The sequence below is a fragment of the Mammaliicoccus sp. K-M42 genome (assembly GCF_022386375.1).
Lineage (GTDB): Bacteria > Bacillota > Bacilli > Staphylococcales > Staphylococcaceae > Mammaliicoccus > Mammaliicoccus fleurettii.
Genome location: NZ_JAJNIS010000014.1, coordinates 15,139 through 41,316 on the forward strand (window position 1 = coordinate 15,139; position 26,178 = coordinate 41,316).

Consider the following 26,178-nt stretch of genomic DNA (forward strand, 5'->3'; position numbering starts at 1 on the left):
ATAAGGAAGGTGGAACGTTAAATAATGAATACATTTATACGAAAAGCTAAAGAATCACATTATGCCATTCCTCAAATTAATGTTAATGGGTTAATATGGATAGAATGTATTTTAAAAGCTGCAGAGAAAACACGTTCCCCAATTATTTTAGGAACGACAGATAAAGTTATTGAGTTTCTTGGTGGATATGATTTTATATGTAAGACAATTAACCACAAAATAGAGTCAATGGATATAACAGTACCGGTTATTATACATCTTGATCATGGATTGAGTATAGAAGGTTGTAAACAAGCAGTAGATGCTGGTTACGACTCGGTTATGTTTGACGGTTCTAAATTACCAATCGAAGAAAATATAGCAAAGACTAAAGAAATAGTAGACTATGCGCATAAACATAACGTCATAGTTGAAGGCGAAGTCGGAGCAATCGGAGGTAATGAAGATGGCGTAATCGGTAATGTTCAATATGCACGATTAGAAGACTGTATAAGACTTGCGAAAGAAGCCAATCTAGACACACTTGCACCGGCATTAGGATCCGTACATGGTAAATACCAAGGCGAACCAAACTTAGGATTTAAAGAAATGGAAGAAATACAAGAAGCCATCGATATCCCTTTAGTATTACATGGCGCATCAGGAATATCAGACGAAGACCTAGTAAAAGCAATTAAATTAGGACACGCAAAAATAAACTTTAATACCGAAATCAATATCGCATGGAGTAATCAACTTAGACAAACACTAACAGAAGATCAAAATATTTTTAACCCCCAACAAATTTTGAATCCAAGTAAAAAAGTTATGCAAGACACTGTAGAATCAATCATTCATAAATGTTTGTCTAACAATAGAGCATAGAAATACAATTAACACATACCCTATATAAAAACACGAACGTCAGAATAACCAACTGACAACGTTAGAAAAGACTACATCGTATCTCGGACGATGTAGTCTTTTTGTTGAAATATGTTGGGATTGAGGCAGTTAATCTAAGAGATCGGCTAAGTTGTAGATTAATTCGGCAGTTAATCTAAGAGATTGGGTAAGTTGTAGATTAAGTCGGAAGTTAATCGAAGAGATCGACCAAGTTGTAGATTAAGTCTGAAGTTAATCGAAGAAATTGACTAAGTTGTAGATTAATTCGACAGTTAATCTAAGAGATCGACCAAGTTGTAGATTAATTCGGCAGTTAATCTAAGAAATTGACTAAGTTGTAGATTAATTCGACAGTTAATCTAAGAGATCGACCAAGTTGTAGATTAATTCGGCAGTTAATCTAAGAGATTGACTGAGTTGTAGATTAAGTCTGAAGTTAATCTAAGAGATTGACCAAGTTGTAGATTAATTCAGTAGTTAATCGAAGAGATTGGCTAAGTTGTAGATTAAGTCTGAAGTTAATCTAAGAGATCGACCAAGTTGTAGATTAATTCAGTAGTTAATCTAAGAGATCGACCAAGTTGTAGATTAAGTAGGCAGTTAATCTAAGAGATTGACTGAGTTGTAGATTAAGTCTGAAGTTAATCTAAGAGATCGACCAAGTTGTAGATTAATTCAGTAGTTAATCGAAGAGATTGGCTAAGTTGTAGATTAATTCGGGAGTTAATCTAAGAGATCGACCAAGTTGTAGATTAAGTCGGAAGTTAATCTAAGAGATCGACTAAGTTGTAGATTAATTCAGAAGTTAATCGAAGAAATCGGCTAAGTTGTAGATTAATTCGGTAGTTAATCAAAGAGATTGGGTAAGTTGTAGATTAACTCCGTCATTAATCTAAGACATCCTCAAAATCAACACTACACAATGAAAGGCTGGGACAAATTAATTGTCCCAGCCTCAAATCATTATATTTGTATTGGATGACGGGATTGAAATGTACTAAATAAGCACATTTCAATCCCAACCGTTCTACTTCTATACGTTTCTCAATTCTACATGCTCACTTAGTTCTCTTGCTTTGGCATCTTTTATTTCTATGCCTTGTGCTTCTAGTTGTGCGATTGTTTCGGAGAATTGTGGTAAATATGCTTTATGTGCGATGAGTAATTCGTTCATTACTTGTTTGGCTGTTTCACCACTTTGTATTAATGGATTTATGATAAAGGCTTGTAATAATAAGCCATAGTCTCCGGTTACTGCTGCTTCTTCTACACATAGTTCCATATTTTTCATGACTTGTAACCATCCTCGTTCTGCTGGGTGTAATGAGCCGAATGCGATTGGTTGTGCGCCTGTTGCATTGATATATGCTGATACTTCAACTACGTCTTCTGGTGCTAAGTCTGGTACTGCGCCATTATTAACTGTAGAGACAACGACGTGTGTATTTTTATTTGATGCGATTGAAGCGATCGTTTCACAAGCTACGTCTGAATAGTGTGTCCCGCCTCTTTTGCTTAATTGTTCTGGTTTATGGTCCAGATGTTCATCTTTATACAGTTCAAATAATTCTTTCTCAGTTTGTCTAACTTGTTCTGCACGTGTACCGATTTCTGGATCATGATATTCTTTAAGCGTATGTTCTAACATTTCTTCTGCACGGTAATAATATCTATGATAGCCACATGGAATTAAATTCATTTGTTGCAATTGTTCTTCAAAAAATGATACATCAAAAATATTAGAAGGTAATGACGATGCATCTTCTACGAGCTTTTTATTCAATTGTTCTGTTACATCGTTCCCTTGAGCGTCTTTTACCCGATGCCAATGAAAATGATTTAATCCTGCGAAGTGATGCGTAAGTTCTCCTTCTTTAACATTCAACATTTCAGGTTCATTAATTAAACTATTAACCGGTACGTTACATAGACCGAGTACTTTGTCCCATTTCCCATATCGTACAATTGCATCTGTCACCATACCACTAGGGTTTGTAAAATTGATTAACCAAGCGTTTGGACAGAGTTCTTTCATATCCTCAACGATATTTAATAAGACAGGAATTGTTCTTAGCGCTTTAAAAATACCACCCGGTCCATTTGTTTCTTGACCTAAGAATCCGTGAGATAACGGAATACGTTCATCTTTAATTCGAGCATCTAATAATCCTACTCTAAATTGCGTCGTTACAAAATCTGCATCTTTTAATGCTTCTCTTCTATCCAAAGATAAATGTATCGTTACATCATAAGGAGAAGCGTCCCACATTCTTTGCGCCATCTTACCGACAGTTTCTAATTTTTCTCGACCTTCAGGAATATCAACTAACCAAATTTCACTTAATGGCAAAGACTCGTAACGTTTAATAAAACCTTCCATCAACTCAGGTGTATAACTACTACCGCCACCGATTGTCACAATTTTAATACCTTTTTCCATTTAAAATACCCCCTATTGATTTCTTTCTTATACACGTTAAGTATAGAATAGAAGTAACGATTAAAGAGGCGAATGCGCTATTATCAAATGAAATTTACAAATTTCCTTCTAAAAAGATAAATGTTTGTAATTAATTTTTACAAAGGGGAGTTCTAAACATGTTATTAACCGAAAGAATGAAAGAAGATATCTTTTCCGAAGCAGAACAAAGCATCATTAATTATTTGTTTGAAGAACGAGAAAAAGTAAAAACTAAAACATTAGAACATATATCTAAAGTAACGTATACACATCCTTCCACAGTGATTAGAATCGCGAAGAAATTAGGTTATGATGGATGGTTAGAATTAAAAGAACATTTCTTAGAAGAGGTAGAATATTTAAATCGACATTACGAATCAATCGATGCGAATTTCCCGTTTGATGCAACAGATAATAATATGTCCATCAGTCATAAATTAGCATTGTTAAATCAAACGACGATTAATGACACACTACATTTAATTAATAATCAAGCATTAGATTTAGCAGTAGATTATTTAGTAAAAGCAGATACAATCAAAATATTTGGACTCTACCATAATTTAATGATTTGTGAAGAGTTTGAAATGAAGATGAATCAAATAGGCAAAACTGTTAAACTATGCACATTAGAACCGCATTTTGAAATAGAAAAATCTACAAAAGACACATGCGCAATATTTATCTCTTATAGTGGAGAGAATCAAAGCATATTAAAACTATTGCCAATGTTAAAGAAGAAAAAAGTTCCAATAATCGGATTAACGAGTATAGGAGAGAACACAGTAAGTAAATATGCAGACAGTACTTTGCGCATATCAACACGAGAAAAGCTTTATTCAAAAATCAGCAACTTCTCAACAAGAGATTCAATAGGATTTCTAATGGATATACTTTACGCATGTGTATACGGAAAGGATTATGAACAACACACAAACTACAAAATCAATATTGCCAAGAACTTTGATCATCGCGTTACACATAATAAAATGATTCAAGAAAATCAGTAAATGAATATTGTATAAACTGGAAAATCCATAAAATAAGCACATATAAGTTATATACCTCAATATAAATCATAATTTGTATATATTTTTGTATGGAATTATTGTAAAGATGTCAATTTTTGAATAAAATTTTGTAAAATTAAGTTTTGCTTTACTGTAGATTACACAACTTCTCTTTTTTGAAATTAAAAAAATATATACTAAGAATAAATTTTTGTAAAATTATCTTTTTATTTATAATAAAGATGATATAATTATAGCGTGTAAAATGTATGTTTTTAAAATTACTAATGAGATGAGTGAGGTCATAGTTAGTTGTATAAACCATACTAAATAGAATCAAAACATTACAGAATAATTATAAATTGGGATGCAAAAGAAAAGGAAACTAGATAAAATTAATAAAGAGATATACTAATTTGAGAAGAGCGTTCTAAATTTGGTGTATCACTATGGAAAGAATACATATTTATAATTAGAAGTATATTAGTTAAAAACTTTCTGGAAAGGAAACTTAAAATGATAAATAGAAAAATTGATTTAAAAATAAAAAAAGCAATTATACCAGCAGCTGGTTTAGGAACACGTTTCTTACCTGCTACGAAAGCGATGCCTAAAGAGATGTTACCAATTTTAGATAAACCTACAATTCAATATATTGTGGAAGAGGCGTCTAGAGCGGGTATTGAGGATATTATTATTGTTACAGGTAAACATAAACGTGCGATTGAAGATCACTTTGATATTCAAAAAGAACTAGAAACGACATTGTTCGAAAAGGGTAAGCTTGAGTTACTTGATAAAGTTCAGTATTCAACAAATTTGGCCAATATTTTCTATGTGAGACAAAAGGAACAAAAAGGATTAGGACATGCAATTCATACAGCTAAACAATTTATCGGTAATGAACCGTTTGCGGTTCTTCTAGGTGATGATATTGTAGAATCTGATAATCCTGCAATTAAACAATTAATGAATCAATATGAAGAAACAGGTAAATCAGTTATTGGTGTTCAAACTGTACCTGAATCAGAAACACATCGTTACGGTATAATTGAACCGAAATCTCAAGACGAACGCTTATATGAAGTAGAAAAATTTGTTGAAAAGCCTGCGCAAGGAACAGCACCATCTAACCTTGCAATTATGGGTAGATATGTACTTTCACCTAAAATCTTCGACTATTTAGAAACACAAACTGAAGGTAGTGGTGGAGAAATTCAATTAACAGACGCTATAGAGCGTTTAAATAAAGACGATAAAGTTTATGCGTATGACTTTGAAGGCAAGCGCTATGATGTTGGTGAAAAAATTGGATTTGTTAAGACAACGATAGAATATGCTTTGAAAGATGAAGAAATGTGTGATGAAATTCAACGTTACATTCAATCACTAGATATTTAGATAAAGGGGATAGAACTTTGAAATCACAATGGGAAGAGAAAGTTTCTGAAAGCTTAGTAGAACACTTTTATAAACTCCAATCAGATGAAGAAATTGAAGAAGGATTTTCAGATGTATTATCCTTTGGAACAGCAGGTATTAGAAATACTTTTGGTATCGGTCCAGGTCGTTTAAATAAATTTACTATACAAAAGGTTGCTTTAGGGTTAGCCAAATATTTAAAAAATAAAACAGAACAACCTAAAGTAGTCATCCACTTTGATACGAGACATTTATCTAAAGAATTTGCGATTGAGATAGCGAAAGTATTAGGCACAAATGGCGTACATGTTATATTGCCAGAAACATATAAATCAACACCAGAATTATCATTTGCAGTCAGACATTTAAACACAACTGCAGGCATTATGATTACAGCAAGTCATAATCCTAAAAACTATAACGGCATTAAAGTTTATGGCTCAGACGGTGGCCAATTATTAACAGAACCATCGCAAGAACTTAGTCATTATATAGATAAAGTAAAAGATCCTTTGAATATTAAGACGACAGACTTAAAAGCATTACAAGAAGAACAAGTCGTGATGCCATTAAATGAAGTAACAACAATAGCATATAAAGCAGCGATTAAAGAATTAGTCGGTGACTTTTCAACAACATCAACAAAGACTGTTCTAACAAGCTTGCACGGTACAAGTTTACCTTTATTATCCGAAATATTAAATGATTTATCATACACTAATTATATCGTAGAACAAGCACAATCAGCGCCAAATGGCGATTTCCCAACTGTGAAAATAGCGAACCCAGAAGTGGAAGATACTTTTGAATTAGGAAAAGTATTAGCAGAACGAGAAGACGCTCAGTTGATAATCGCAACAGATCCAGATGCAGATAGAATCGGAATTGTAGAAAGATACGAAGATGGCACAACGAAATATTTCAATGGAAATGAAATAGGCTTGTTGCTTATGAAATTAAGAAACGAAGAACTATCAGATGATAAACGGAAATACATCATCAAATCAGTCGTAACAAGTGCATTAAGTGAGAAGTTAGCGAAATCATTAGACATAGGCGTTATAAATGTCCTAACAGGCTTTAAATACATATCAGAACAGTTGATGAACTTAGAAAATAATCCCTCACAACTTGTCCTAGCATATGAAGAAAGCCACGGATATATAGTAGATGATATCTCAAGAGATAAAGATGCAATACAAGTAGCAGCATTACTCATAAAGTATAAAGAACAACTCGCACAAGAAGGTAATACATTTAAAGATATATTAGAAAATATATATCAAGAACACGGACAATATAAAGATAAGACACTATCACCAACATTTGAAGGCGCAGCAGGAAGAACAAAGATTAATCAAATCATGAGCAACTTCAAACAATTAAATACAATAGAACTAACAAACTTAACACCATTGATCATAGAGAACTATGTAACACAAGAAGCGTATAGTGTTAGAAGCGGCAATAAAGAAAGCATCCACTTACCACAAACAGATCTAATCAAATTTATTTTTAAAGAAGGATTTATAGCAGTAAGACCATCAGGAACAGAACCTAAGATGAAACTTTATTTTTCTTTAGATGTAGATGATTTAGGAGAAGTAATTGATGAGTTTAAAGAGAAGTATGAGTTGGGGTAGAAGATAGAATTTAAATAAAATTTATTACAAATGAAATAAGCTAACTGTATTTAGGTATTTATATACAGTCAGCTTATTTTTTTATGATTTTTTAATAGTGGTAAATTGATGAGCTTCGGTATCATATAACTTGATAAATGGGTTATAAATTTTGAAAATTTAATGTTTAAATTCAATTTTTATTTTTTCTATATAAGAAATACAAGAGTTTTTTCTTAATATTAAAACAATTTAAAAAGACGTTTAGCAAAAGTCATATTGAGTGTTTTACTCAATAAGGCTTTCTTATATGTGATTAATGTAAATTAATGTAATTTTTAATGTAATAAGAAAATTAATGATGTGATATTAAACATATATATAAATGAATATTAGAATAATTTTATTTAAAATAAGGTCGTAATTAAATATAATAAATATAAATAAAGCTCAGTTTAATAGTGTATCAGTATAAAAATTATTTCTAGAATATTTATAAATACAATTGTAAATACAAGTAATTGTTGTATAATTAAATTGCATTAAATATATGAGTGGAGGATTTTATGGAAGAGACAATTGACTTAAGTAAACTATTTGCAATTTTAAAGAAAAACATAAAATATTTAATTATTTTACCAGTCGTTTTTCTAATTTTGAGCATGGTGCTCACGTTCGTATTAATGACGCCGAAATACTCAACTTCTACACAAGTACTTGTAAATCAAAAAGAAACGGATAGCCAACTGATGGCTCAACAAGTGCAATCAGATTTACAACTCGTAAATACATACTCTGAAATTTTGAAAAGTCCAAGAATATTAGACAAAGTATCTAAAAATTTAAAGGGCAAATATTCAAGCGGTGAAATTGCTGGGATGCTCACGGTAAGTAATCATGCAGAATCAAAAATATTAAATATAACTGTTGAGAATGAAAGTCGTGAAAATGCAGGTAAAGTTGCAAACGAAATTGCGAACGTTTTTAGTAAAGAAGTAAGTGACATTATGAATGTAGATAACGTTTCTATACTTTCTAAGGCAGATAATAATGGAAGTAAAGTATCACCTAAACCGCTTCTAAATGCAATAGTTGGTGTATTTTTAGGTTTAATTATCGCATTAATTATAATATTCTTGAAAGAAATATTAGATAAGAGAATTAAAACAGAAGAAGATGTTGAGGAACAACTGGATTTACCAGTATTAGGAACTATACAAAGATTTGATCAATAAAGGAGGTTTAATAAAATGGTTAAAATTAAGAAATCAGATAAAGAAATAACAACATTAATAACTCATAAAAAACCTAAAGCAGTCGTAAGTGAGAAGTTTAGAGGAATTAGATCTAATATTTTATTTTCAACTGCAGATGATGATATCCAGACATTGTTAGTGACATCTGATAAACCAGCTTCAGGTAAATCAACTGTATCAGCAAATATTGCAGTAACTTATGCACAAGCAGGCTTTAAAACATTATTAATTGATGGTGATATGAGAAAACCAACTCAACATTATATATTTAATCAAAATAATATTACAGGGTTGTCTAATTTAATTATAAACAAGAGTACATTTGAAGAAGCCGTGCATGCTACAGAGGTTTTAAATTTGGATGTCTTAACTTCAGGACCGATTCCGCCAAATCCGTCTGAATTAATTGGTTCAACTAACATGTTAGAAATATTTGAAGAACTTAAAAAACAATATGATTTCATTCTTGTTGATACACCACCTGTTAATACAGTTACGGATGCTCAATTAATTGGTGAATTGACCAAAAATGCAGTCTACATAATAGATGTTGAAAATAATAATAAAGAATCAGTTAAGAAAGGCAAAGAATTATTAGAGAAATCAGGAACTAAAATTCTTGGCGCTATTTTAAATAAAGCTCCTTTAGATAAATCATCAAGTTCTTACTATTATTATGGGGAAAATGAATAATGATTGATATTCATAATCATTTATTAGTTGGACTTGATGATGGCCCCCAAGCGTTAGAAGAAACTATTGATTTATTAGCACAAGCTAAAGAACAAGGTATCACGGGTATTGTTGTGACACCTCATCATCTGCATCCGAGGTATAACAACATATTTAGTGATGTTGATAGCGCAATTAATGAACTAACAAGTAATCAACAAATCAAAGATTTTAATATTCAGTTATATCCTGGTCAAGAAATAAGAATAACTGACAAAGTATTAGAGGATATAGATCAACATCAAATTCAGGGAATTAATCACTCTAAATATCTTCTAATAGAGTTACCTTCTAATGCTGTACCACATTACACCAAGAGTCTTCTTTATGAAATTCAAACTAAAGGTTTTATACCTATTATAGCTCATCCTGAACGTAATAAAGCTGTTGCTCAAGATATTAATTTGCTTTATGAATTAATAAATAAAGGTGCATTGAGCCAAATAACAGCTTCATCTTTAACCGGGAAACTTGGAAAAAATATACAAAAGTTATCTATTCAAATGATAGAACATAACTTAATACATTTTATTGCTTCAGATGCACATCATCCAGAGAATAGACCGTTTGGTCTGGATGAATTGTTCACTACACCAAAATTGAAAAATATGGAGCCTACTATAAAAGGCTTATTAAATAACAACGAAGCAATGATACAGAATAAAGATGTAGTAAAAGAAAGACCAATTGAATTTAAGAAAAACAAATTTTTTGGTCTATTTTAAATAAGAAATAGGGGAATGAGAATTGGAATATATATCAACTAAGCAAAGGCTCGTGATGTTATTAGTTATAGACTCATTGATTGTTACTTTTTCAGTATTTTTAGGATATTACATCTTAGAGCCATATTTTGAGAGCTACTCTATTAAAACGTTAATTTTATCATCACTTATTTTGCTTGTATCACATCATGTATTCGCTCAAATCTTCGATTTATATCATAGAGCGTGGGAATATGCGAGTGTTAGTGAATTAATATTAATTGTTAAAGCAGTTACGGGATCGATTATAACTACTGGGATAATTGTCCCAATTGTTACACAGCAACCACCATTTTTAAGATTATATTTTATAACTTGGATGATGCACTTATTACTAATAGGTGGTTCAAGGTTATCATGGAGAATATTTAGAAAAGCATTCATAAGTACTGAAGGTAAGAGAAAACCAACACTTATAGTGGGTGGAGGTCGAGGTGGCTCTTTACTAATTCGCCAAATGTTAAATACACCATATATGGGAATGGAACCAGTTCTTGTCGTAGATGATGATCCAAATAAACAAAAGATGTCTATAACATCAGGTGTAAAGGTACAAGGTTACATTTCAGATATACCTGATTTAGTTAAAAAATTTAATATAAAAAAAATTATTATTGCCATTCCAACACTTTCACAAAATAGATTAAGAGAAATTAATGAGTTATGTGAAGGCGCAAGAGTTGAAGTATTTAAAATGCCTAACATAGAAAATGTCATGTCAGGTGAAATAGAAGTTAATCAATTGAAAAAAGTAGAAGTCGAAGACTTACTAGGAAGAGACCCAGTTGAGCTCGATATGGCATCTATCTCAAAAGAATTAACAGAAAAAACAATACTTGTAACTGGAGCAGGTGGATCAATCGGTTCTGAAATATGCAGACAAGTTTGTAAGTTTACACCAGATAAAATTGTACTACTCGGGCATGGTGAGAATAGTATATATCACATACATCAAGAACTAACTAAAATATATAAAGAAAAAATCGAAGTAGTACCTATTATTGCGGATGTGCAGGACAAAAAGCGAATGAAAGAAGTTCTGCAAGAGTATAGACCATATGTTGTTTATCACGCAGCAGCACATAAGCATGTCCCGTTAATGGAATATAATCCACTAGAAGCAATCAAGAACAATGTTTTAGGTACAAGAAATACTGCAGAAGCTGCGAAATTAGCAGAAGTTAGTAAATTTGTTATGGTATCTACAGATAAAGCTGTAAATCCTCCTAATGTTATGGGAGCTTCTAAACGAGTAGCTGAAATGGTTATTCAAAGTATGAATAATGAAACTAGTAAGACTGATTTTGTAGCAGTCAGGTTTGGAAACGTACTTGGATCAAGAGGTTCTGTAATACCACTCTTCAAAAAACAAATCGAGGCTGGTGGACCAGTAACAGTTACTCATCCAGAAATGACAAGATACTTCATGACAATACCAGAAGCATCAAGACTAGTCCTTCAAGCTGGTGCTTTAGCAACAGGTGGAGAAGTATTCGTACTAGATATGGGTAAACCCGTTAAGATTGTTGATTTAGCTAAAAATCTTATCAGATTAAGTGGTTATAAAGAAGAAGATATAGGTATTGAGTTTAGTGGTATTAGGCCAGGGGAAAAATTATTCGAAGAATTGCTCAATAAGAACGAAATACATCCAGAACAAGTATATGAGAAAATATATCGTGGGAAAGTGAAATTACCAGAAAAAGAAATTCTAGAGGAAAAACTTAATAAAATATATAGTCTAGATATTAGTGTTAGTGAACTTCTGACCTTAACTAATAAAAAAGAAGGAAATGTTAAAAATGAGTAGTGTTAAGTCAAATATTATTTATAATGTTTTGACAACCGTAATGAACACATTATTGCAACTCATTATATTAGTTATATTATCTAAATTCGTTGGTACTAGTAGTGTAGGATTGCTAACTTTAGGATTAGCAATTACCGCACCAATTCTATTGTTTTCTAGATTGAATTTAAGATCAGCATACTCTTCTGATTACAAAAATGAGTATTCATTTAACCAATATTACACATTGCGATTCTTTTCAACCATAATATATATTGCTATTTCAATTATTTTAATACAAACTTTTGACTTGAATTTTTATGAGGAAATATTTGTTATATTAATTGTGTTTTGGAAGGGCTTTGAATCTATATCCGATATAATAAATGCACACTTTCAAAAAACAAATAGTATGAGAATAATATTCTTTATAAATTTATGGAAAGTGATTTTATCAATAATTGGTTTTATAATATTTATCAGTATTTTTCAAAATGTGATATATTCATTTTTATGTTTAACTATAATACACGGTATCTTTATAATTTTAGAACAGAGAAAAGTTCAAACTTTAATAGAACAAAAAATTAAATTTGAATTTAATTTTAAGTATTTATTACTTCTAACTGTACCACTTGGAATAGCGCATTTTTTAACTAGTATGAATGTAAATGTTCCAAGATATATACTCCAATATTTAGGTAACACTGAACAATTAGGTGTATATGGTTCATTGTTTTATTTAGTTACAGCAGGTTCTTATATAATAATTTCAATAAATAATGCGGTTTTACCTGAGCAGGCAAAAAAAAGATACCAATGGAACTTTGATGAAGTTTATAAAATTAAAAAGAAATTAGATATTATAATTTTCATTATAATGACACCTACGATATTAGTATGCTTCTTTTTTGGAGATATAATTATAGAAATCATATTTAATAAAGAGATAGCTAGTTATAAAATAGAGTTAATAATAGTCATATTAGTTGGATTGATGAAGTATTTAAATATTAATATGGACAATATTTTCTTAACCTATCAAATGTATAAAGTGCAACTAAAATTAAATGTAATTTATCTAGTAATAGTAACAATATTATCTATTATACTTATTTCTAATTTAAATATTTTAGGTGCAATACTTGCAGTTCTAGTTGCAGAAATAATTATTTACTGCAGTAAATATATCTTAATAATAAAAAAAAGAGGTGAATAGGGTGAAAAATTTAGAAGTAGTTATTGCTCCTGCTAATACAGATTTAAATAGAGGAGACCAAGCATTGGTTTGGGAGACTGCAAGAATTATAAAAGATTCAAAGGAAGATACAAATATTACCTTAATATCATATGGGAATACGAAAAAAGAAAAATATTTGCAAAATAGACAATCAAAAAAAAATGGATTTAAATTTATAGATCCACTAATTCCTCACCCAAGTAGAGTACTAAATGGAAGGATTAAAAATAATTTATTAAAAGCAATTGTTTGGACTTTAGTATCAGTAAAAGACATTATTCCTAGGTTAATGATTTTATCAAAAAGTAAATTAATTGCCAAAATTGGTGGAGCTATACTTTCAGACAAAGAAAAAGCAATTATTAATGAGTACTATAAGTTTGACGTAATTGTATATAAAGGCGGAGGCTTTATACATAGCTATGGAAAAATTTCTGATATCTATGTATTTATATACCAACTTTACTATGCAATTTTTGCGAAAAGAAATAACAAAAAAGTGATTTTTTTACCAAACTCTTTTGGTCCTTTTAAAAATTCATTAGCTAGAAAAATATATATCAACATTATGAATAAAACTGACTTAATTACTGTAAGAGAGAATATTTCTAAAGAGCAAAATGATAATATATTAAAGAATCAAAGTTTTTATTATCCGGATTTGGGATTTTTTATTTATAAAAATCAAAATTTCGATTTTTATAAATATCTAAATCAAAATAATATACTATATGATAAATCAAATAAAAATATAGGTGTTACAGTAAGGCCATACAATTTTTCGGGTCATAAAAATAAAGACGAATTATATACTAAATATATAAAATCTGTTTCGAAATTCATTGAAAATTATCAAGGGAATTATAATATATTCTTGATTGCTCAAACAATGGGTCCAAGTGATCATGAAAATGATGAATTAGCTATTGAAGAAGTACAAAAATGTTTAAAAAATAAAGTCAGTGTAATTTCAGATATTGAGTTAAATGCAAATGATTTAGTTTCTATATATGGACATATGGATTATATTATTGGAACTAGATTTCACTCAGTGATTTTTGCCTTTACCCAATGTGTTCCTTGTATAGCTATATCTTATGGTGGAAACAAAGGTGAAGGTATTATGAAAGATTTTTCATTAGGGAAATATGAAATTAAAATTGATGAAATTAACGAAAATAATTTAATTCAATTATTTGACGATTTAATAAACGATAGTAGTGTCCAAGAAAAAATTAGTGGGAAATTAGATGAATATAATATTCAAAGAAATGAGCTTATTATTAAAATCAATGAAGTTCTTGAAAAATAATTAATATGAAAAGTAACCAAATTAAATTCATATTATACATTCTTTTTTTCACACTAATAATTTTTTTGTTGAATTCAATTTTTTATTTATATAGTAAAAGTATTGGTTTAGACGGTTTTGATACTAAATTATTTGGTGGAGGTTCAGATGGATCATTTTATGCTGAACAAGCAATAAAATTTGCGGAGAACTCCTCATATAAATATACCTCTGTACATATACCAATATTAGGAATAATTTTAAAAATATTTGGCACTGATAATTTATTTGTTTTAAAATTATTTAATCAAATGGGGAATATATTATTAGTTTTGGCAACTATTTATCTTTCAACATTAATTACGGGTAAAATTAAGTATAATAATCTTTGTTTAATAATTTTAATAAATATCATTTATCCTTCATTATTGATTTTGTCAACAACATCAATTTATAGGGATACCTGGATATTGTTTTATTATATATTAGGTCTTTGTTTCCTTATAAAATATATTAAATCTAAAAATATTATTTATAATTTCTTATTTATAGTGACGCTAGTACCTTTGTTTTTATATCGAGAATATGCAATTCTTCCATTATTGACAATTTATATCTTTTATTTTTTGAGAAAGTTTATATCTTTAAAATGGATGTTATTTTCCTTATTCATTCTATTAAATTTAGCAATAATCTTTGCAAAAGATTATAAATTCCCATTAATAAATATGTCGATATCAGATGCTCTGCTATTTAGACAAACAGGTATGGAAGCTATGACAGGTGGATCACAATTAAATATTCATCTAGATACAACAAATTTGATTAGTTTCTATATAAACTATTTCTATGCGTTTATATCATCAGTGTTTGGTCCTTTGATTTGGCAAGCAAACAGCTTCTCATCACTTATGCTTATGTGTTGTGAAGGAATTCCATTTCTGTTCATTGCTTATTATATAATTAAAAATATAAAGAAAATGTCAGTAAGTGAAATAATTATAATAATATCTTCTTTAGTTTTGTTTTTAGAAATTAGCTTAATCAATGATAATTTAGGCACAGCCACAAGAGTTAGAATATTAGGATGGTTACCATTAATTGTAATGATAATAAGTAGATTAGGAGAGAAAAAAAATGAAAATTCTGTTTAGTGCTTCAGTCTATAGACATTTAGTTGCTTTTCATAAACCATATATTCAATACTTCTTAAATCAAGGTCATGAAGTATTTGCTATAGCCAAAGATGATGGTAATAAAGACCAAATCGAAAATATGGGAGTCACATGTCTAGAAATTGACATAGAAAGGTCACCCTTTAAAATTAAAAATTTTAAAGCATATAATCAATTAAAAAATATATTGAGAGAACATAATTTTGATCTAATTACAACACATACACCATTTATTTCATTTATTATTAGAATTATCAATGCTAATAAATCTAAATTGATTTATACGGCACATGGGTTTCATTTTTATAAAAATGGTAATTTTTTAAAGAATTTATTATATAAAAGCATGGAAATGTATGCAGCAAAATATACAGATGAACTTATTGTAATGAACCAAGAAGATTATACAAATGCTAAAACATTTTTCAAAGAGGAAAATTTGCATTTAATAAACGGAATAGGTGTTGATTTAGATTTATATAATCCTCGAAATATAAAAGATAGTTCTGATATTAGAAACGAACTTGATTTTGATAATAATGATATTCTTATAAGCTATATTGGAGAAATGAGCAAACGTAAAAATCAAATGTATTTGCTTGAAAATTGGGAAAATATTCAATTAAAATGCCCCCAGGCAAAATTATTACTTATAGGAAATGGTGAATTAGAAAAAGAATATAGAAAATATGTAAAAAGTAAAAATCTAGGTAGTGTATATTTTTTAGGCTATAGAACAGATATAAAAGAAATAATTTATCAGTCTGATATAGTAACTTTACTTTCAGTACAAGAAGGCCTTCCAAGATGTATTCTTGAAGCAATAGCTTTACATAAGCCAATTGTAGTAAGTGATATTCGAGGTAATACTGATTTAGTACAAAATGGATTTAATGGTTTTACAGTTAATTTAGCTAGTAATAACGAGTTAGTTGATAAATTTATTTCATTAATTCAAAATAAAAAATTACAAAATAGAATGGGTAGTAATAATAAAAGTTTAAAAGAAAAATATTCCGAAAAAACTGTTTTAGAACAAATGGATAAAATATATAATAAAGTTTTAAACGAGGAGGGATAAAGTGATAAAAAGATTGTTTGATTTTATCATATCAACAATAGTATTACTATTATCATTACCTCTATTGCTATTTACTATATTTGGGATAATGTATAGCTTAGACAAGCCTATATTCTTTAGACAGATAAGACCTGGTAAGGATGAAAAACCATTTCAAATTTTAAAGTTTAGAACTATGACAGATGAAAAAGATAGTAATGGTGAGTTATTACCAGATGAAAAAAGAATGACAAAAACTGGTGACTTTATTCGTAAAACAAGCATAGATGAATTACCACAGTTAATAAATGTATTAAAGGGAGATTTAAGTTTAGTAGGTCCTAGACCATTACTAATGGAATATCTACCTTTGTACACAGAAGAACAAAGAAAAAGACATCTTGTTAAACCAGGTATTACAGGATGGGCTCAGATAAATGGTAGAAATGCTATTTCATGGGAAGATAAATTTAAATTAGATGTTTGGTATGTAGAAAATCAATCTTTCACTCTAGATATGTTTATACTATATAAAACATTTTATAATGTTGTTAAACGTAAGGACATAAGTGCAAGTGATCATGTAACAATAGAAAGATTTAAAGGAAGTTTAAAATGAAGCCAATATTACTAATAGGTAATGGCGGACATGCAAAAGTGATAAAAGATATTATTAAACAAAGTGAGCATTATACTTTCGAGGGATATTTGGATGATAATATTAATGAATTCCATGTAGAGAATAATATTATATATGACCGTTTAGAAAATATTGGTAAATATGCGAATAAGTATCACTTTATTATAGCTATTGGCAATAATGAAGTTAGAGAAACCATTTATAATAAGGTGAATTTAGCTATTGAACGGTATCCTATATTAATACATCCTACAGCAAGTATAGGTTCAAACGTGGTTATCGGAAATGGTACAGTTGTAATGGCCAACACTGTAATAAATGCAGATACTATAATAGGTAGGCACAGCATTGTTAATACTGGTGCTATTGTAGAGCATGATAATATCATTTCAGATTTTGTTCATGTCTCACCTAACTCAACTTTAACAGGTGGAGTTTCCGTTGGTATTAAATCTCAAATAGGTGCTAGTGCAACAGTCATACCACAGATTAAAATTGGGCAGAATACGATGGTTGGAGCTGGTTCAACTGTTGTTAATGATATTGGTGATAACCAGATTGTAGTAGGTACCCCTGCTAAACCGATTAGGAGATGAATTTTTATGTCAAAGAGGATATTATTATCTTCACCTCATATGGGAGGTAATGAACAAAAATATATTAATGATGCATTTGAACAAAACTGGATTGCACCACTTGGTGAGAATGTTACTGAGTTTGAAAAAACTGTACGTGAATATGTACAAGTTGATCACAGTTTAGCACTTGGTAGTGGTACGTTTGCTATACACCTTGCATTGATTGAATGTGGTGTTACTGAAGGAGATATAGTATTTTGTTCATCATTAACATTTTGTGCTACATCTAATCCAATATTGTATCAGAATGCTAAACCTGTATTTATTGATTCTGATAACGATACTTGGAATATGTCCCCATATGCATTAAGAAAAGCATTAGAAAAATATGATGAACTTGGTAAGTTGCCTAAAGCAGTTTTAGTAGTAAACTTGTACGGTCAATCTGCTAAAATGGATGAAATTAAAGCACTATGTGAGAAATTTAATGTTAAGTTAATTGAAGATGCTGCTGAATCACTAGGCTCTGAATATAAAGGTAGAAAAAGCGGTAGTTTCGGTGACTATGGTATTTTCTCCTTTAATGGGAATAAAATTATTACCACTAGTGGCGGAGGTATGTTAGTTTCAAATAACAAAGAAAATGTTGAACATGCTTTATTCTTATCTACCCAAGCTCGTGATCAAGCAGTTCATTATCAGCATAGTGAATTAGGCTACAATTATAGATTAAGTAATATTTCAGCTGGAATTGGTAGAGGTCAAATGGAAGTATTAGAAGATAGAGTAGATAGAAGAAGAGAAATATTCGATACTTATTATAAAGAATTAGACCATATTGATGGAATTAATTTTCAACCAGAATTAAGTAATACTAAATCTAACAGATGGTTAACAGCATTAACAATTGATTCTGAACAAGTTGGAATTGATGCATCTGAGTTAATTAGACAATTACAAGAGAATAATATAGAAGCAAGACCAGTTTGGAAACCAATGCATTTACAACCATTATATGAAGAATATGATTATATAGCTGAAAATAATGATAATGCAAAAGCATTATTCGAAAATGGCGTATGTTTACCATCTGGTTCAAATATGAGTGATGAAGATATATATATAGTAATTAATACAATGAAAAATATTTTGAATTATAGTGAAAAATAAGTATATTTTTTATTATAGAAAAAATGCCTGCATAAATTCATTTTATATGAATTTATGCAGGCATTTTGTTATTAAAATTTAATTTAATTCGTCATAGCCATTTGGATTTTTTGAATGCCATTGCCATGCTGAATGAATAATATCATTAATATCATCATATTTTGGTTTCCATCCAAGAATTTCATTTGCTTTTTGACTAGATGCAATTAATTTACTAGGATCACCAGCTCTTCTTTCACCAATAATCGCTTTAATAGGCAGTTTAGTTACATTTCTAGCACTTTCTAAAATTTCAAATACTGAATAACCATTACTACTACCAATATTAAATGCACCAGATGCACCATTATTTTGTAAATACTTATAAGCTAAAATATGAGCATCAATTAGATCAACTACATGGATATAGTCACGAATACAAGAACCATCGGGTGTGTCGTAATCATTACCATATATAGTTAAATAATCATTTTGACCTAATGCTGTTTTAAGTACTATTGGAATAAGGTGAGATTCAGGGCGATGATCTTCACCAATTGTACCATCTGGTTTAGCACCTGCCACATTAAAGTACCTTAATGCTGCGTAATTAATATTATAAGCTTTATGACACCATTGCATCATTTTTTCCATCATTAATTTGCTTTCACCGTAAGGGTTAGTTGGTGTTTTGAAATCTTGTTCATTTATAGGTACTGAATTAGGTTCGCCATAAACAGCAGCTGTTGATGAGAAAATTATATTTTCAACACTATATTCTATCATTACTTCCAGTAAAATTTGTAAACCATGTACATTATTATTAAAATATTCTAATGGTTTTCTCATTGATTCTCCAACGAGCGAATATGCACAAAAATGAAAAACGCCTTCAAAATTATGTTTTGAAAATGTAGTTCTCATAAACTCTTTATCTCGCACATCGCCTTTATAAAAGATTGCATCTTTATGTACAGATAATTCGTGTCCAGTACATAAATTATCTATAACAACTACTTTGTATCCTTCTGATATTAATTGATCAACTGCATGACTCCCTACATATCCCGCTCCACCTAAAACAAGTACATCCATTTTATACACTACTCCCTTTTCTATATGTTTGTATTCCATAAAACAACCTAATACTTTAATATAATTATAACCTATAAATCATAAATTTGGCATTTTTAAAAATATTAATACAAATATTTTATTGAGTTCAATAAAAATTTTTAAAAAGTAATAACTAGTTTATTCGTGAAATTCAATCAAATGAATTTAAGGTAGCTGTTTTAAGACAACCAATGATTTATGGTGAATCAGCACCAGGTAATTTTAGTAAGTTAATCAAAATATCTAAAATTTTGCCTCTATACCCTCGAATTGATAATCAAAGAAGTAGTATATATATTGAAAATCTTGAGATTTATATTAATGAACTTATTGAGAATGAAGGTTCAGGCATATTACACCCTCAAAATTATGATTACTTAAATACGAATCATGCAATTTTTAAAATGAGAGAACTGCAAATTAAAAAAGCATGAGTATTAAATTACCAAACAGTTTATTAAAATTATTTGGTAAAATAACAATCTTCAATAAATTATATGGAAATTTAGCATATTCAAAGGATATAGATGAAATAAACTATACTGATAAATTTATTAGTGAAGAGGAAACTTACGTTCGAACATTAAATAAGTAAATTAAATTTTATGAAGTAACAGCAAATTATAAAAGTGTGAGAATCGTAAAATAGCAAGGACCCCATTAAACTCTCTATAATATAGAGGTTTTTTTATTTTTTCTTTGAACAATACAACGCTCTACTACCGTTAATCTATTTTACAAAAAACTATAACTATAGTTTAATTGAAATAGCGATTGATACATAGAAGAGAGGTAACTAAATGAAAAACATCATTCTTGTAGTATTTATTTTTTGCTTAACTATATTTTCTGCTTATTTCATGATCACATCAGACTCTGAACCAGATGATAAAAAAGACAAAAAACAAGAAAAAACTGAGCAAACTAAAAAGTCATCTAATGAAAAGTCTATAAATATTAAGACTCAAGAAGATTTAGAGAAAGTCATAAATAGTGAAAAAGATGAACAGACTAAAATGAATGCTTATAATCAAGCTATCGATAAAGATATTTTACCGAAAAGTAAACATTATCAAGATGCAAAAAGTGCATATAAAGAGTCAGTTGAACTAAAGAAGAATGAAAATAAAGAGAAGTAGTTATAAGATGAAAATTCTTATAACTATTTTTTTATTTTCTTTAAAAATAGGCTAACTACTAGGTTTTTACCATACTAAAATGGTATGTATTTTTAAAAACATGTAGACATTTGTGAAGTTTTTGTTAATATTATTAATATTGAATTAAAAGTTATAGAAAATAAATTAAATACCAAGTCAGATTTTAACTGATTTAATAATTTTTTATTTTCAGAAATAATATACATAACCATAATGATGTTTTTAAAAACTAATTTTTATACAGATAATTTAGTGTAAAAATTCAATAATAAAAGAGGTAAATGCATGAGTACTTTATATAAATTGAAGAATATACTTGTAAGAAGGTTTGACTGTGTTTCTGTAGAGGATAAGACCGATAAGATTGTTATTGAATATAAATATAAGAATTATTTGGTGTTTAATAAGGACCAATTTGAAGTTAGAATTCAAAATAAGACTGTTCCTGTAGCTATTAAAAAGTCGGGTACTAACCATTTGAAGGTTGAAATTAATAAAGATTTATTGACGTTTGAATCAAAGGAAACATTTATTAAGGTTAACTGTTTTTATAATGGTAAAAAATTATGGGTGAGAGATAATACTAAAGGTTCTCTTTATTTAACAATTGACGGTAAGCTTTGCGAAGTTGAATGTACTAAGAATATGTACATTAAGAGTTTAAATGAGGATTATACTTTTGTTAATGAGAAGGTTAAATTGAAACCTTTTATTAATGAGTCTAATTTTACTTTTGAAACGAGCAACAACTATCAGTTCTCTAAAATTTTACTAATTAATGGTTCCAATAAATCTGAAATTCAGTTAAAAGCTATTGGTAAGTCGAATTATACAATTCCAATAGAAAAGATTGAAATGTTAGCTATGGAAGAGTATAAAGCTATGTACTTGGTAAATGAAGATAATGCATATAGAGCGAAGTTTGATAATAAATATAGTTTTAATTTGTATCATTATTATATTGAGATTAATAGGAACAATTTCTTTGTTTATCATAAAATTTTAAAAGCTGAAAATATTATTTTAAAGGAAACACCTGATAAGTATGGTTTTATTATTAATATGAAGAGCAAGGGTAATAAACATATTAAGGAATATTTGAATGTTGTCTTAATGAACTATGAGAATGAAATTATTGCAAAATATCCTGTCAAAACTTACGAAGATATGATTACTTCTAAAATTCCTTATGACATTTTCATTGATAATAGAGCTAAAAAAATATGTATATTGAGGCAGTTGAAGAAGGTACAAGTCGCAATGTTATATACAGTATTTCTGAAAATGTTAAAGAACGTATTATTTCTGAGACTGCTGTTAGCATTAATAATCAATATTATCACATGAGATTTATTTCTAATAATGGTATTTATGTTAAGTATAGAAAGCCATTTTTTAAGAATGGTGTTAATTATATAAATGAGAATAAAATAAACTTTTTTGTAAAAGCTGATGATATATATAGTCATTGTACGTTTACTTTAACCTTCGAAGAACGCTATAGCAAAGAAACAATTGAGTATTATATTGAACCTGGTGAGACTCTATTAGATATTAAATATGATGAAATTGAAAAGATTATATCTAAGCCTAAAACGATTGTCGATCTATTTATAACGGTTAGAGAACAAGATCATATTGTGAGAAAAGAAAAAATTAGATATAGAACAGCTAAATATAAAAAGGATACATATTTTTCAAAAAAAATTATAAAAGATAATAATCAAGAAATAAATTATTTAAGCACAATTACGCCATTTAAAAATATTAAATTAGAGAGATTCTCTATTACAAACAATCAATTAAAGTTAATGAACAACAAGGCTAAAGACCCTAATATTTGGTTGATTGGTGAAAGATTTGATACAGCTCAAGACAACGGTATAGTCTTCTTTAATTGGTTAAGAGCCAATACTTCGATAGATGCTTATTATGTTATAGATGAAAATGCTTTAGATTACCAAAACCTTAAACATAATAAAAAAGTGCTTAAATTTGGTTCTATTGAGCATTTTAAAATAGCTAGTAAAGCTAAAGTACTTGTAAGTACACATGATTTTGAAAACATACTTCCATATAAACCAGCAAAAGGATTCTTTGGTTATGAAGATACATTAAAAGTATTCTTGCAACATGGTGTATTAGGAAGAAAAAGTGTTGAGTATCATAAGGATTATTATGAACAGCCTTTTGATATTTTCAATGTGAGTAGTATGAGTGAAAAGTACGATGTAGTTGTAAATGAAATGGGATACGATAAAGAGCAAGTATATATTTCAGGGTTATCTCGATTTGATAATTTACCGATAGCAAATGATAACAATAATATTAAAAAAATATTGATTATGCCAACTTGGAGAGATTGGCTAAACAGTGATTTTACATTTGAAAATAGCGAGTATTTAGAGAAATATTTAAGCTTGATTAAAAATAAAAAGCTAAATCAATTAATAGAAAGTAATAATGTTGAAATTAATTTTTATCCAAATTATAGAGCTCAAAGTTACTTTAAGTTGTTCTTAATGAATAATGATATAAAAGTACAATATGTTGAGTTAGGGGAGAAGTCCGTTCAATCATTATTGATAGAACATGACTTGTTAATTACGGATTATAGTAGTGTAAGCTTCGACTTTACTTATATGAATAAACCAGTGATCTTTTATCATTTTGATGTAGAAAGATTCTTTAGAAAAGGTATTTTAAGACCTATTCATGAAACGTTCCTAGGTGAAATTATGTACGATGAAAAGAAATTAGTAGATCAAATCTATGACTATGTTGTTAATGATTCATTTAAAAAAGTAGAAGTAGAGAAAGACAGTATTTTCAAATATATTGATAAAAATAATAATGAAAGAATTTACAACAGCATTGTCGAAAATTTAGAGCGACAATAAGATATACAATGCAAAAGGAGTAGTTTATGAATAAGTTTATACCAGTAGTATTCTGGATGAGAGCAATATCTTGTTTAGGAATAGTCATGATTCATTCAATTTCTATAACATTATCTAATAATCCGAATCTCGTTAAAAATGAATGGCCAACATATTTACAAGTATATTTAATGTTCGCAACGCCAATGTTTGTATTCATTACAGAATTCTTGACTGCACATAAATATGGAGACTCGTTGAAAGAAGGATTTTTCAAGAAAAGATTAATGATATTAGGAATACCGTACGTATTACTTAATATATTTTGGACTTTCAGTAAATATGATAGCGCGACTTTTATAGAATTTATAAATAATTTTTTATATGTGTCAATTCGAGGATATTCAGTAACATACTTCATCGTTATTATATTCCAGTTCTATGTATTGCATTATGTGTTTGCAAAATACTTAAAGAACATCAAACCAATACCTATGATAATAGGATCAATCATTATTACTTCAATTTATTGGGCAATGCGATTAAGAATGCAAGCACCTGATAATATATTTGGTCAAATTATCTGGGGAAAAGAAGGACAAACGATCTTTTTCGGTTGGTTAACATATTTCTTATTAGGTTACTATATAGGAAAAAACTATACAGCTTTCAAAAATGCCATACAAAAATATACTGTACCAATAATAGGATTGTTAGTAATCAGTGGGATCTTTGTTTATTATACACATACAAGTGGATATAATAGCGCAATTGGATCTAAAAGAGTTGATACACCAATTTATACAACTTCAGTTATATTAGCATTTTTCCTAATGAGTAGTTGGTTTACGTATGTACCTAAATTTATACTATTTATTAGCAATTTCTCATTTAGTATTTACTTAATGCATTTAATATTCTTAAATAAAATGACAATGTTTAGTGAAGTTGTTTATTTAGATATCTTATATAAGTTTATAGTAGCAGTATGTTTATCAATATGTATATCTTACTTATTCAATTTAAGTAAATATGGAAAGTATTTCGTAGGAAATGTTAATACTTTAACTCACAATAAGTTAAATAAATATGAAAAACCATATAAAGCAACAAATGAAACACTAAATTCAGTAGAATCAAGTAGTGTTTAAATAATTTACACTGCAAACAAAGCCTATCATTCAAACGATAGGCTTTTTTTTTTCTTATTTTTCCTTACTCACTCCACAAATCTACCCAATTTCTCCGTATTTCAATTTATACGCTACATATCCTGATTTATAGAAGTATTTATTTTTTTCCGCTTCTCTCTCATCCAATAATCCTAATGCTTGAATGACGTTAAATGCAAAGTCTACTGCGCTTGATCCGTTTGCTGTAACGAGATTCTTATCTATTACGCTGTCTTCATTTACGAAGTCTATTGAGTTTGTGTATTGTTTAAAGTTATTGTCTGTTGTCCATGTGTTTAAGTCGTTTCCTGTATGCTTGAATCCTGAGAGTAGGCTATTTCTTGCTAAGAAGTCTACTGCGCCACATATTGCACCGACAACGATGCCTTTGTCTAATGATGTCTTAATGAGCTGTACAAGCTGCTCACTTTCTATTGATGGCCAATTGTTTCCGCCTATAACGATTAAAGCGTCATATGGTTCTGAAATTTGTTCAATTGTATAGTCAACGATTGTCTTTATTTGACCGATGGATGTGACTGTTGGTTCTTCTAACGATACAGTATCTATTTTAAACGAATGTGACATAGACAGTTCTGCTGCAACATAGCTTAATTCCCAATCTGCGTATTGTTCAGTAAGTACGACTAATGCTCTTTTCATAATTTAGCCACCTTTTTTTATGATTAACTTTAGATTGCTACAAATGTTGTGGTTATGCAAATGATAACTATATATTTTTATTTTATAAAAATTTAATGCGCTTAAAATACTGAT

23 protein-coding genes are annotated in these 26,178 nt (G+C 29.0%); 20 read left to right on the plus strand and 3 right to left on the minus strand.

What is annotated here, in order from left to right:
* Positions 1–24 precede the first annotated feature (24 nt).
* On the plus strand, positions 25–864 hold the full coding sequence (fba, locus tag LQ668_RS08445) for a class II fructose-1,6-bisphosphate aldolase (RefSeq protein ID WP_239775978.1): 840 nt from the start codon (positions 25–27) through the stop codon (positions 862–864).
* 1,054 nt (positions 865–1,918) lie between these two features.
* Here fba and LQ668_RS08450 read toward each other — a convergent pair.
* Positions 1,919–3,325 carry a 6-phospho-beta-glucosidase gene (locus tag LQ668_RS08450; RefSeq protein ID WP_239775979.1) on the minus strand — a complete coding sequence of 469 codons (1,407 nt, stop codon included), beginning with the start codon at positions 3,323–3,325 and terminating at the stop codon, positions 1,919–1,921.
* A 158-nt stretch (positions 3,326–3,483) separates the two neighbouring features.
* On the opposite strand from LQ668_RS08450, the gene LQ668_RS08455 reads away from it, so the two are divergent.
* From LQ668_RS08455 to LQ668_RS08520, 14 genes are all read left to right on the plus strand, one after another.
* On the plus strand, positions 3,484–4,356 hold the full coding sequence (locus tag LQ668_RS08455; RefSeq protein WP_239775980.1) for a MurR/RpiR family transcriptional regulator: 873 nt from the start codon (positions 3,484–3,486) through the stop codon (positions 4,354–4,356).
* Between the two features lie 516 nt (positions 4,357–4,872).
* Complete coding sequence (galU, locus tag LQ668_RS08460) at positions 4,873–5,757, plus strand: UTP--glucose-1-phosphate uridylyltransferase GalU (RefSeq protein WP_239775981.1); 885 nt, start codon at positions 4,873–4,875, stop codon at positions 5,755–5,757.
* A gap of 17 nt (positions 5,758–5,774) precedes the next feature.
* On the plus strand, positions 5,775–7,421 hold the full coding sequence (locus LQ668_RS08465) for a phospho-sugar mutase (RefSeq protein WP_239775982.1): 1,647 nt from the start codon (positions 5,775–5,777) through the stop codon (positions 7,419–7,421).
* A 545-nt stretch (positions 7,422–7,966) separates the two neighbouring features.
* Positions 7,967–8,635, plus strand: coding sequence for a Wzz/FepE/Etk N-terminal domain-containing protein (locus tag LQ668_RS08470; RefSeq protein ID WP_239775983.1), 669 nt, complete (start codon positions 7,967–7,969; stop codon positions 8,633–8,635).
* A 15-nt stretch (positions 8,636–8,650) separates the two neighbouring features.
* Positions 8,651–9,349, plus strand: coding sequence for a polysaccharide biosynthesis tyrosine autokinase (locus LQ668_RS08475; protein WP_239775984.1), 699 nt, complete (start codon positions 8,651–8,653; stop codon positions 9,347–9,349).
* Complete coding sequence (locus LQ668_RS08480) at positions 9,349–10,113, plus strand: tyrosine-protein phosphatase (RefSeq protein WP_239775985.1); 765 nt, start codon at positions 9,349–9,351, stop codon at positions 10,111–10,113. The genes LQ668_RS08475 and LQ668_RS08480 overlap by 1 nt, the downstream gene beginning before the upstream one ends.
* 22 nt (positions 10,114–10,135) lie before the next feature.
* Positions 10,136–11,962, plus strand: a complete 1,827-nt coding sequence (locus LQ668_RS08485; RefSeq protein WP_239775986.1) for a polysaccharide biosynthesis protein — start codon at positions 10,136–10,138, stop codon at positions 11,960–11,962.
* Positions 11,955–13,160: a lipopolysaccharide biosynthesis protein gene (locus LQ668_RS08490; protein ID WP_239775987.1), complete on the plus strand. Its 1,206-nt coding sequence runs from the start codon at positions 11,955–11,957 to the stop codon at positions 13,158–13,160. The genes LQ668_RS08485 and LQ668_RS08490 overlap by 8 nt, the downstream gene beginning before the upstream one ends.
* Position 13,161: 1 nt before the next feature.
* Positions 13,162–14,493, plus strand: coding sequence for a polysaccharide pyruvyl transferase family protein (locus LQ668_RS08495; RefSeq protein WP_239775988.1), 1,332 nt, complete (start codon positions 13,162–13,164; stop codon positions 14,491–14,493).
* A 5-nt stretch (positions 14,494–14,498) separates the two neighbouring features.
* Positions 14,499–15,626, plus strand: coding sequence for a hypothetical protein (locus LQ668_RS08500; protein ID WP_239775989.1), 1,128 nt, complete (start codon positions 14,499–14,501; stop codon positions 15,624–15,626).
* On the plus strand, positions 15,610–16,728 hold the full coding sequence (locus tag LQ668_RS08505; RefSeq protein ID WP_239775990.1) for a glycosyltransferase family 4 protein: 1,119 nt from the start codon (positions 15,610–15,612) through the stop codon (positions 16,726–16,728). The genes LQ668_RS08500 and LQ668_RS08505 overlap by 17 nt, the downstream gene beginning before the upstream one ends.
* A gap of 1 nt (position 16,729) precedes the next feature.
* Positions 16,730–17,326: a sugar transferase gene (locus LQ668_RS08510; RefSeq protein ID WP_239775991.1), complete on the plus strand. Its 597-nt coding sequence runs from the start codon at positions 16,730–16,732 to the stop codon at positions 17,324–17,326.
* Positions 17,323–17,943 carry an acetyltransferase gene (locus LQ668_RS08515; protein ID WP_239775992.1) on the plus strand — a complete coding sequence of 207 codons (621 nt, stop codon included), beginning with the start codon at positions 17,323–17,325 and terminating at the stop codon, positions 17,941–17,943. Before LQ668_RS08510 ends, LQ668_RS08515 begins: the two co-directional genes overlap by 4 nt.
* Before the next feature lie 6 nt (positions 17,944–17,949).
* Entirely contained in the window at positions 17,950–19,095 is a 1,146-nt protein-coding gene (locus LQ668_RS08520; protein ID WP_239775993.1) for a DegT/DnrJ/EryC1/StrS family aminotransferase, read from the plus strand.
* Between the two features lie 78 nt (positions 19,096–19,173).
* On the opposite strand, the gene galE is transcribed toward LQ668_RS08520, so the two are convergent.
* Positions 19,174–20,169: a UDP-glucose 4-epimerase GalE gene (gene galE / locus LQ668_RS08525; RefSeq protein ID WP_239775994.1), complete on the minus strand. Its 996-nt coding sequence runs from the start codon at positions 20,167–20,169 to the stop codon at positions 19,174–19,176.
* A 212-nt stretch (positions 20,170–20,381) separates the two neighbouring features.
* Between galE and LQ668_RS08530 the strand changes: the two genes are divergently transcribed.
* From LQ668_RS08530 to LQ668_RS08550, 5 genes are all read left to right on the plus strand, one after another.
* Positions 20,382–20,624 carry a Rossmann-fold NAD(P)-binding domain-containing protein gene (locus tag LQ668_RS08530; protein WP_239775995.1) on the plus strand — a complete coding sequence of 81 codons (243 nt, stop codon included), beginning with the start codon at positions 20,382–20,384 and terminating at the stop codon, positions 20,622–20,624.
* 366 nt (positions 20,625–20,990) lie between these two features.
* Entirely contained in the window at positions 20,991–21,329 is a 339-nt protein-coding gene (locus LQ668_RS08535; RefSeq protein ID WP_239775996.1) for a hypothetical protein, read from the plus strand.
* 306 nt (positions 21,330–21,635) lie between these two features.
* Entirely contained in the window at positions 21,636–22,697 is a 1,062-nt protein-coding gene (locus tag LQ668_RS08540) for a hypothetical protein (RefSeq protein WP_239775997.1), read from the plus strand.
* Positions 22,580–24,250, plus strand: coding sequence for a CDP-glycerol glycerophosphotransferase family protein (locus tag LQ668_RS08545; protein ID WP_239776001.1), 1,671 nt, complete (start codon positions 22,580–22,582; stop codon positions 24,248–24,250). Before LQ668_RS08540 ends, LQ668_RS08545 begins: the two co-directional genes overlap by 118 nt.
* Positions 24,251–24,276: 26 nt before the next feature.
* Positions 24,277–25,380 carry an acyltransferase family protein gene (locus LQ668_RS08550; RefSeq protein WP_208144127.1) on the plus strand — a complete coding sequence of 368 codons (1,104 nt, stop codon included), beginning with the start codon at positions 24,277–24,279 and terminating at the stop codon, positions 25,378–25,380.
* Positions 25,381–25,461: 81 nt separating this feature from the next.
* On the opposite strand, the gene LQ668_RS08555 is transcribed toward LQ668_RS08550, so the two are convergent.
* Positions 25,462–26,064: a DJ-1/PfpI family protein gene (locus LQ668_RS08555; protein WP_239732881.1), complete on the minus strand. Its 603-nt coding sequence runs from the start codon at positions 26,062–26,064 to the stop codon at positions 25,462–25,464.
* Between the last annotated feature and the right edge of the window lie 114 nt (positions 26,065–26,178).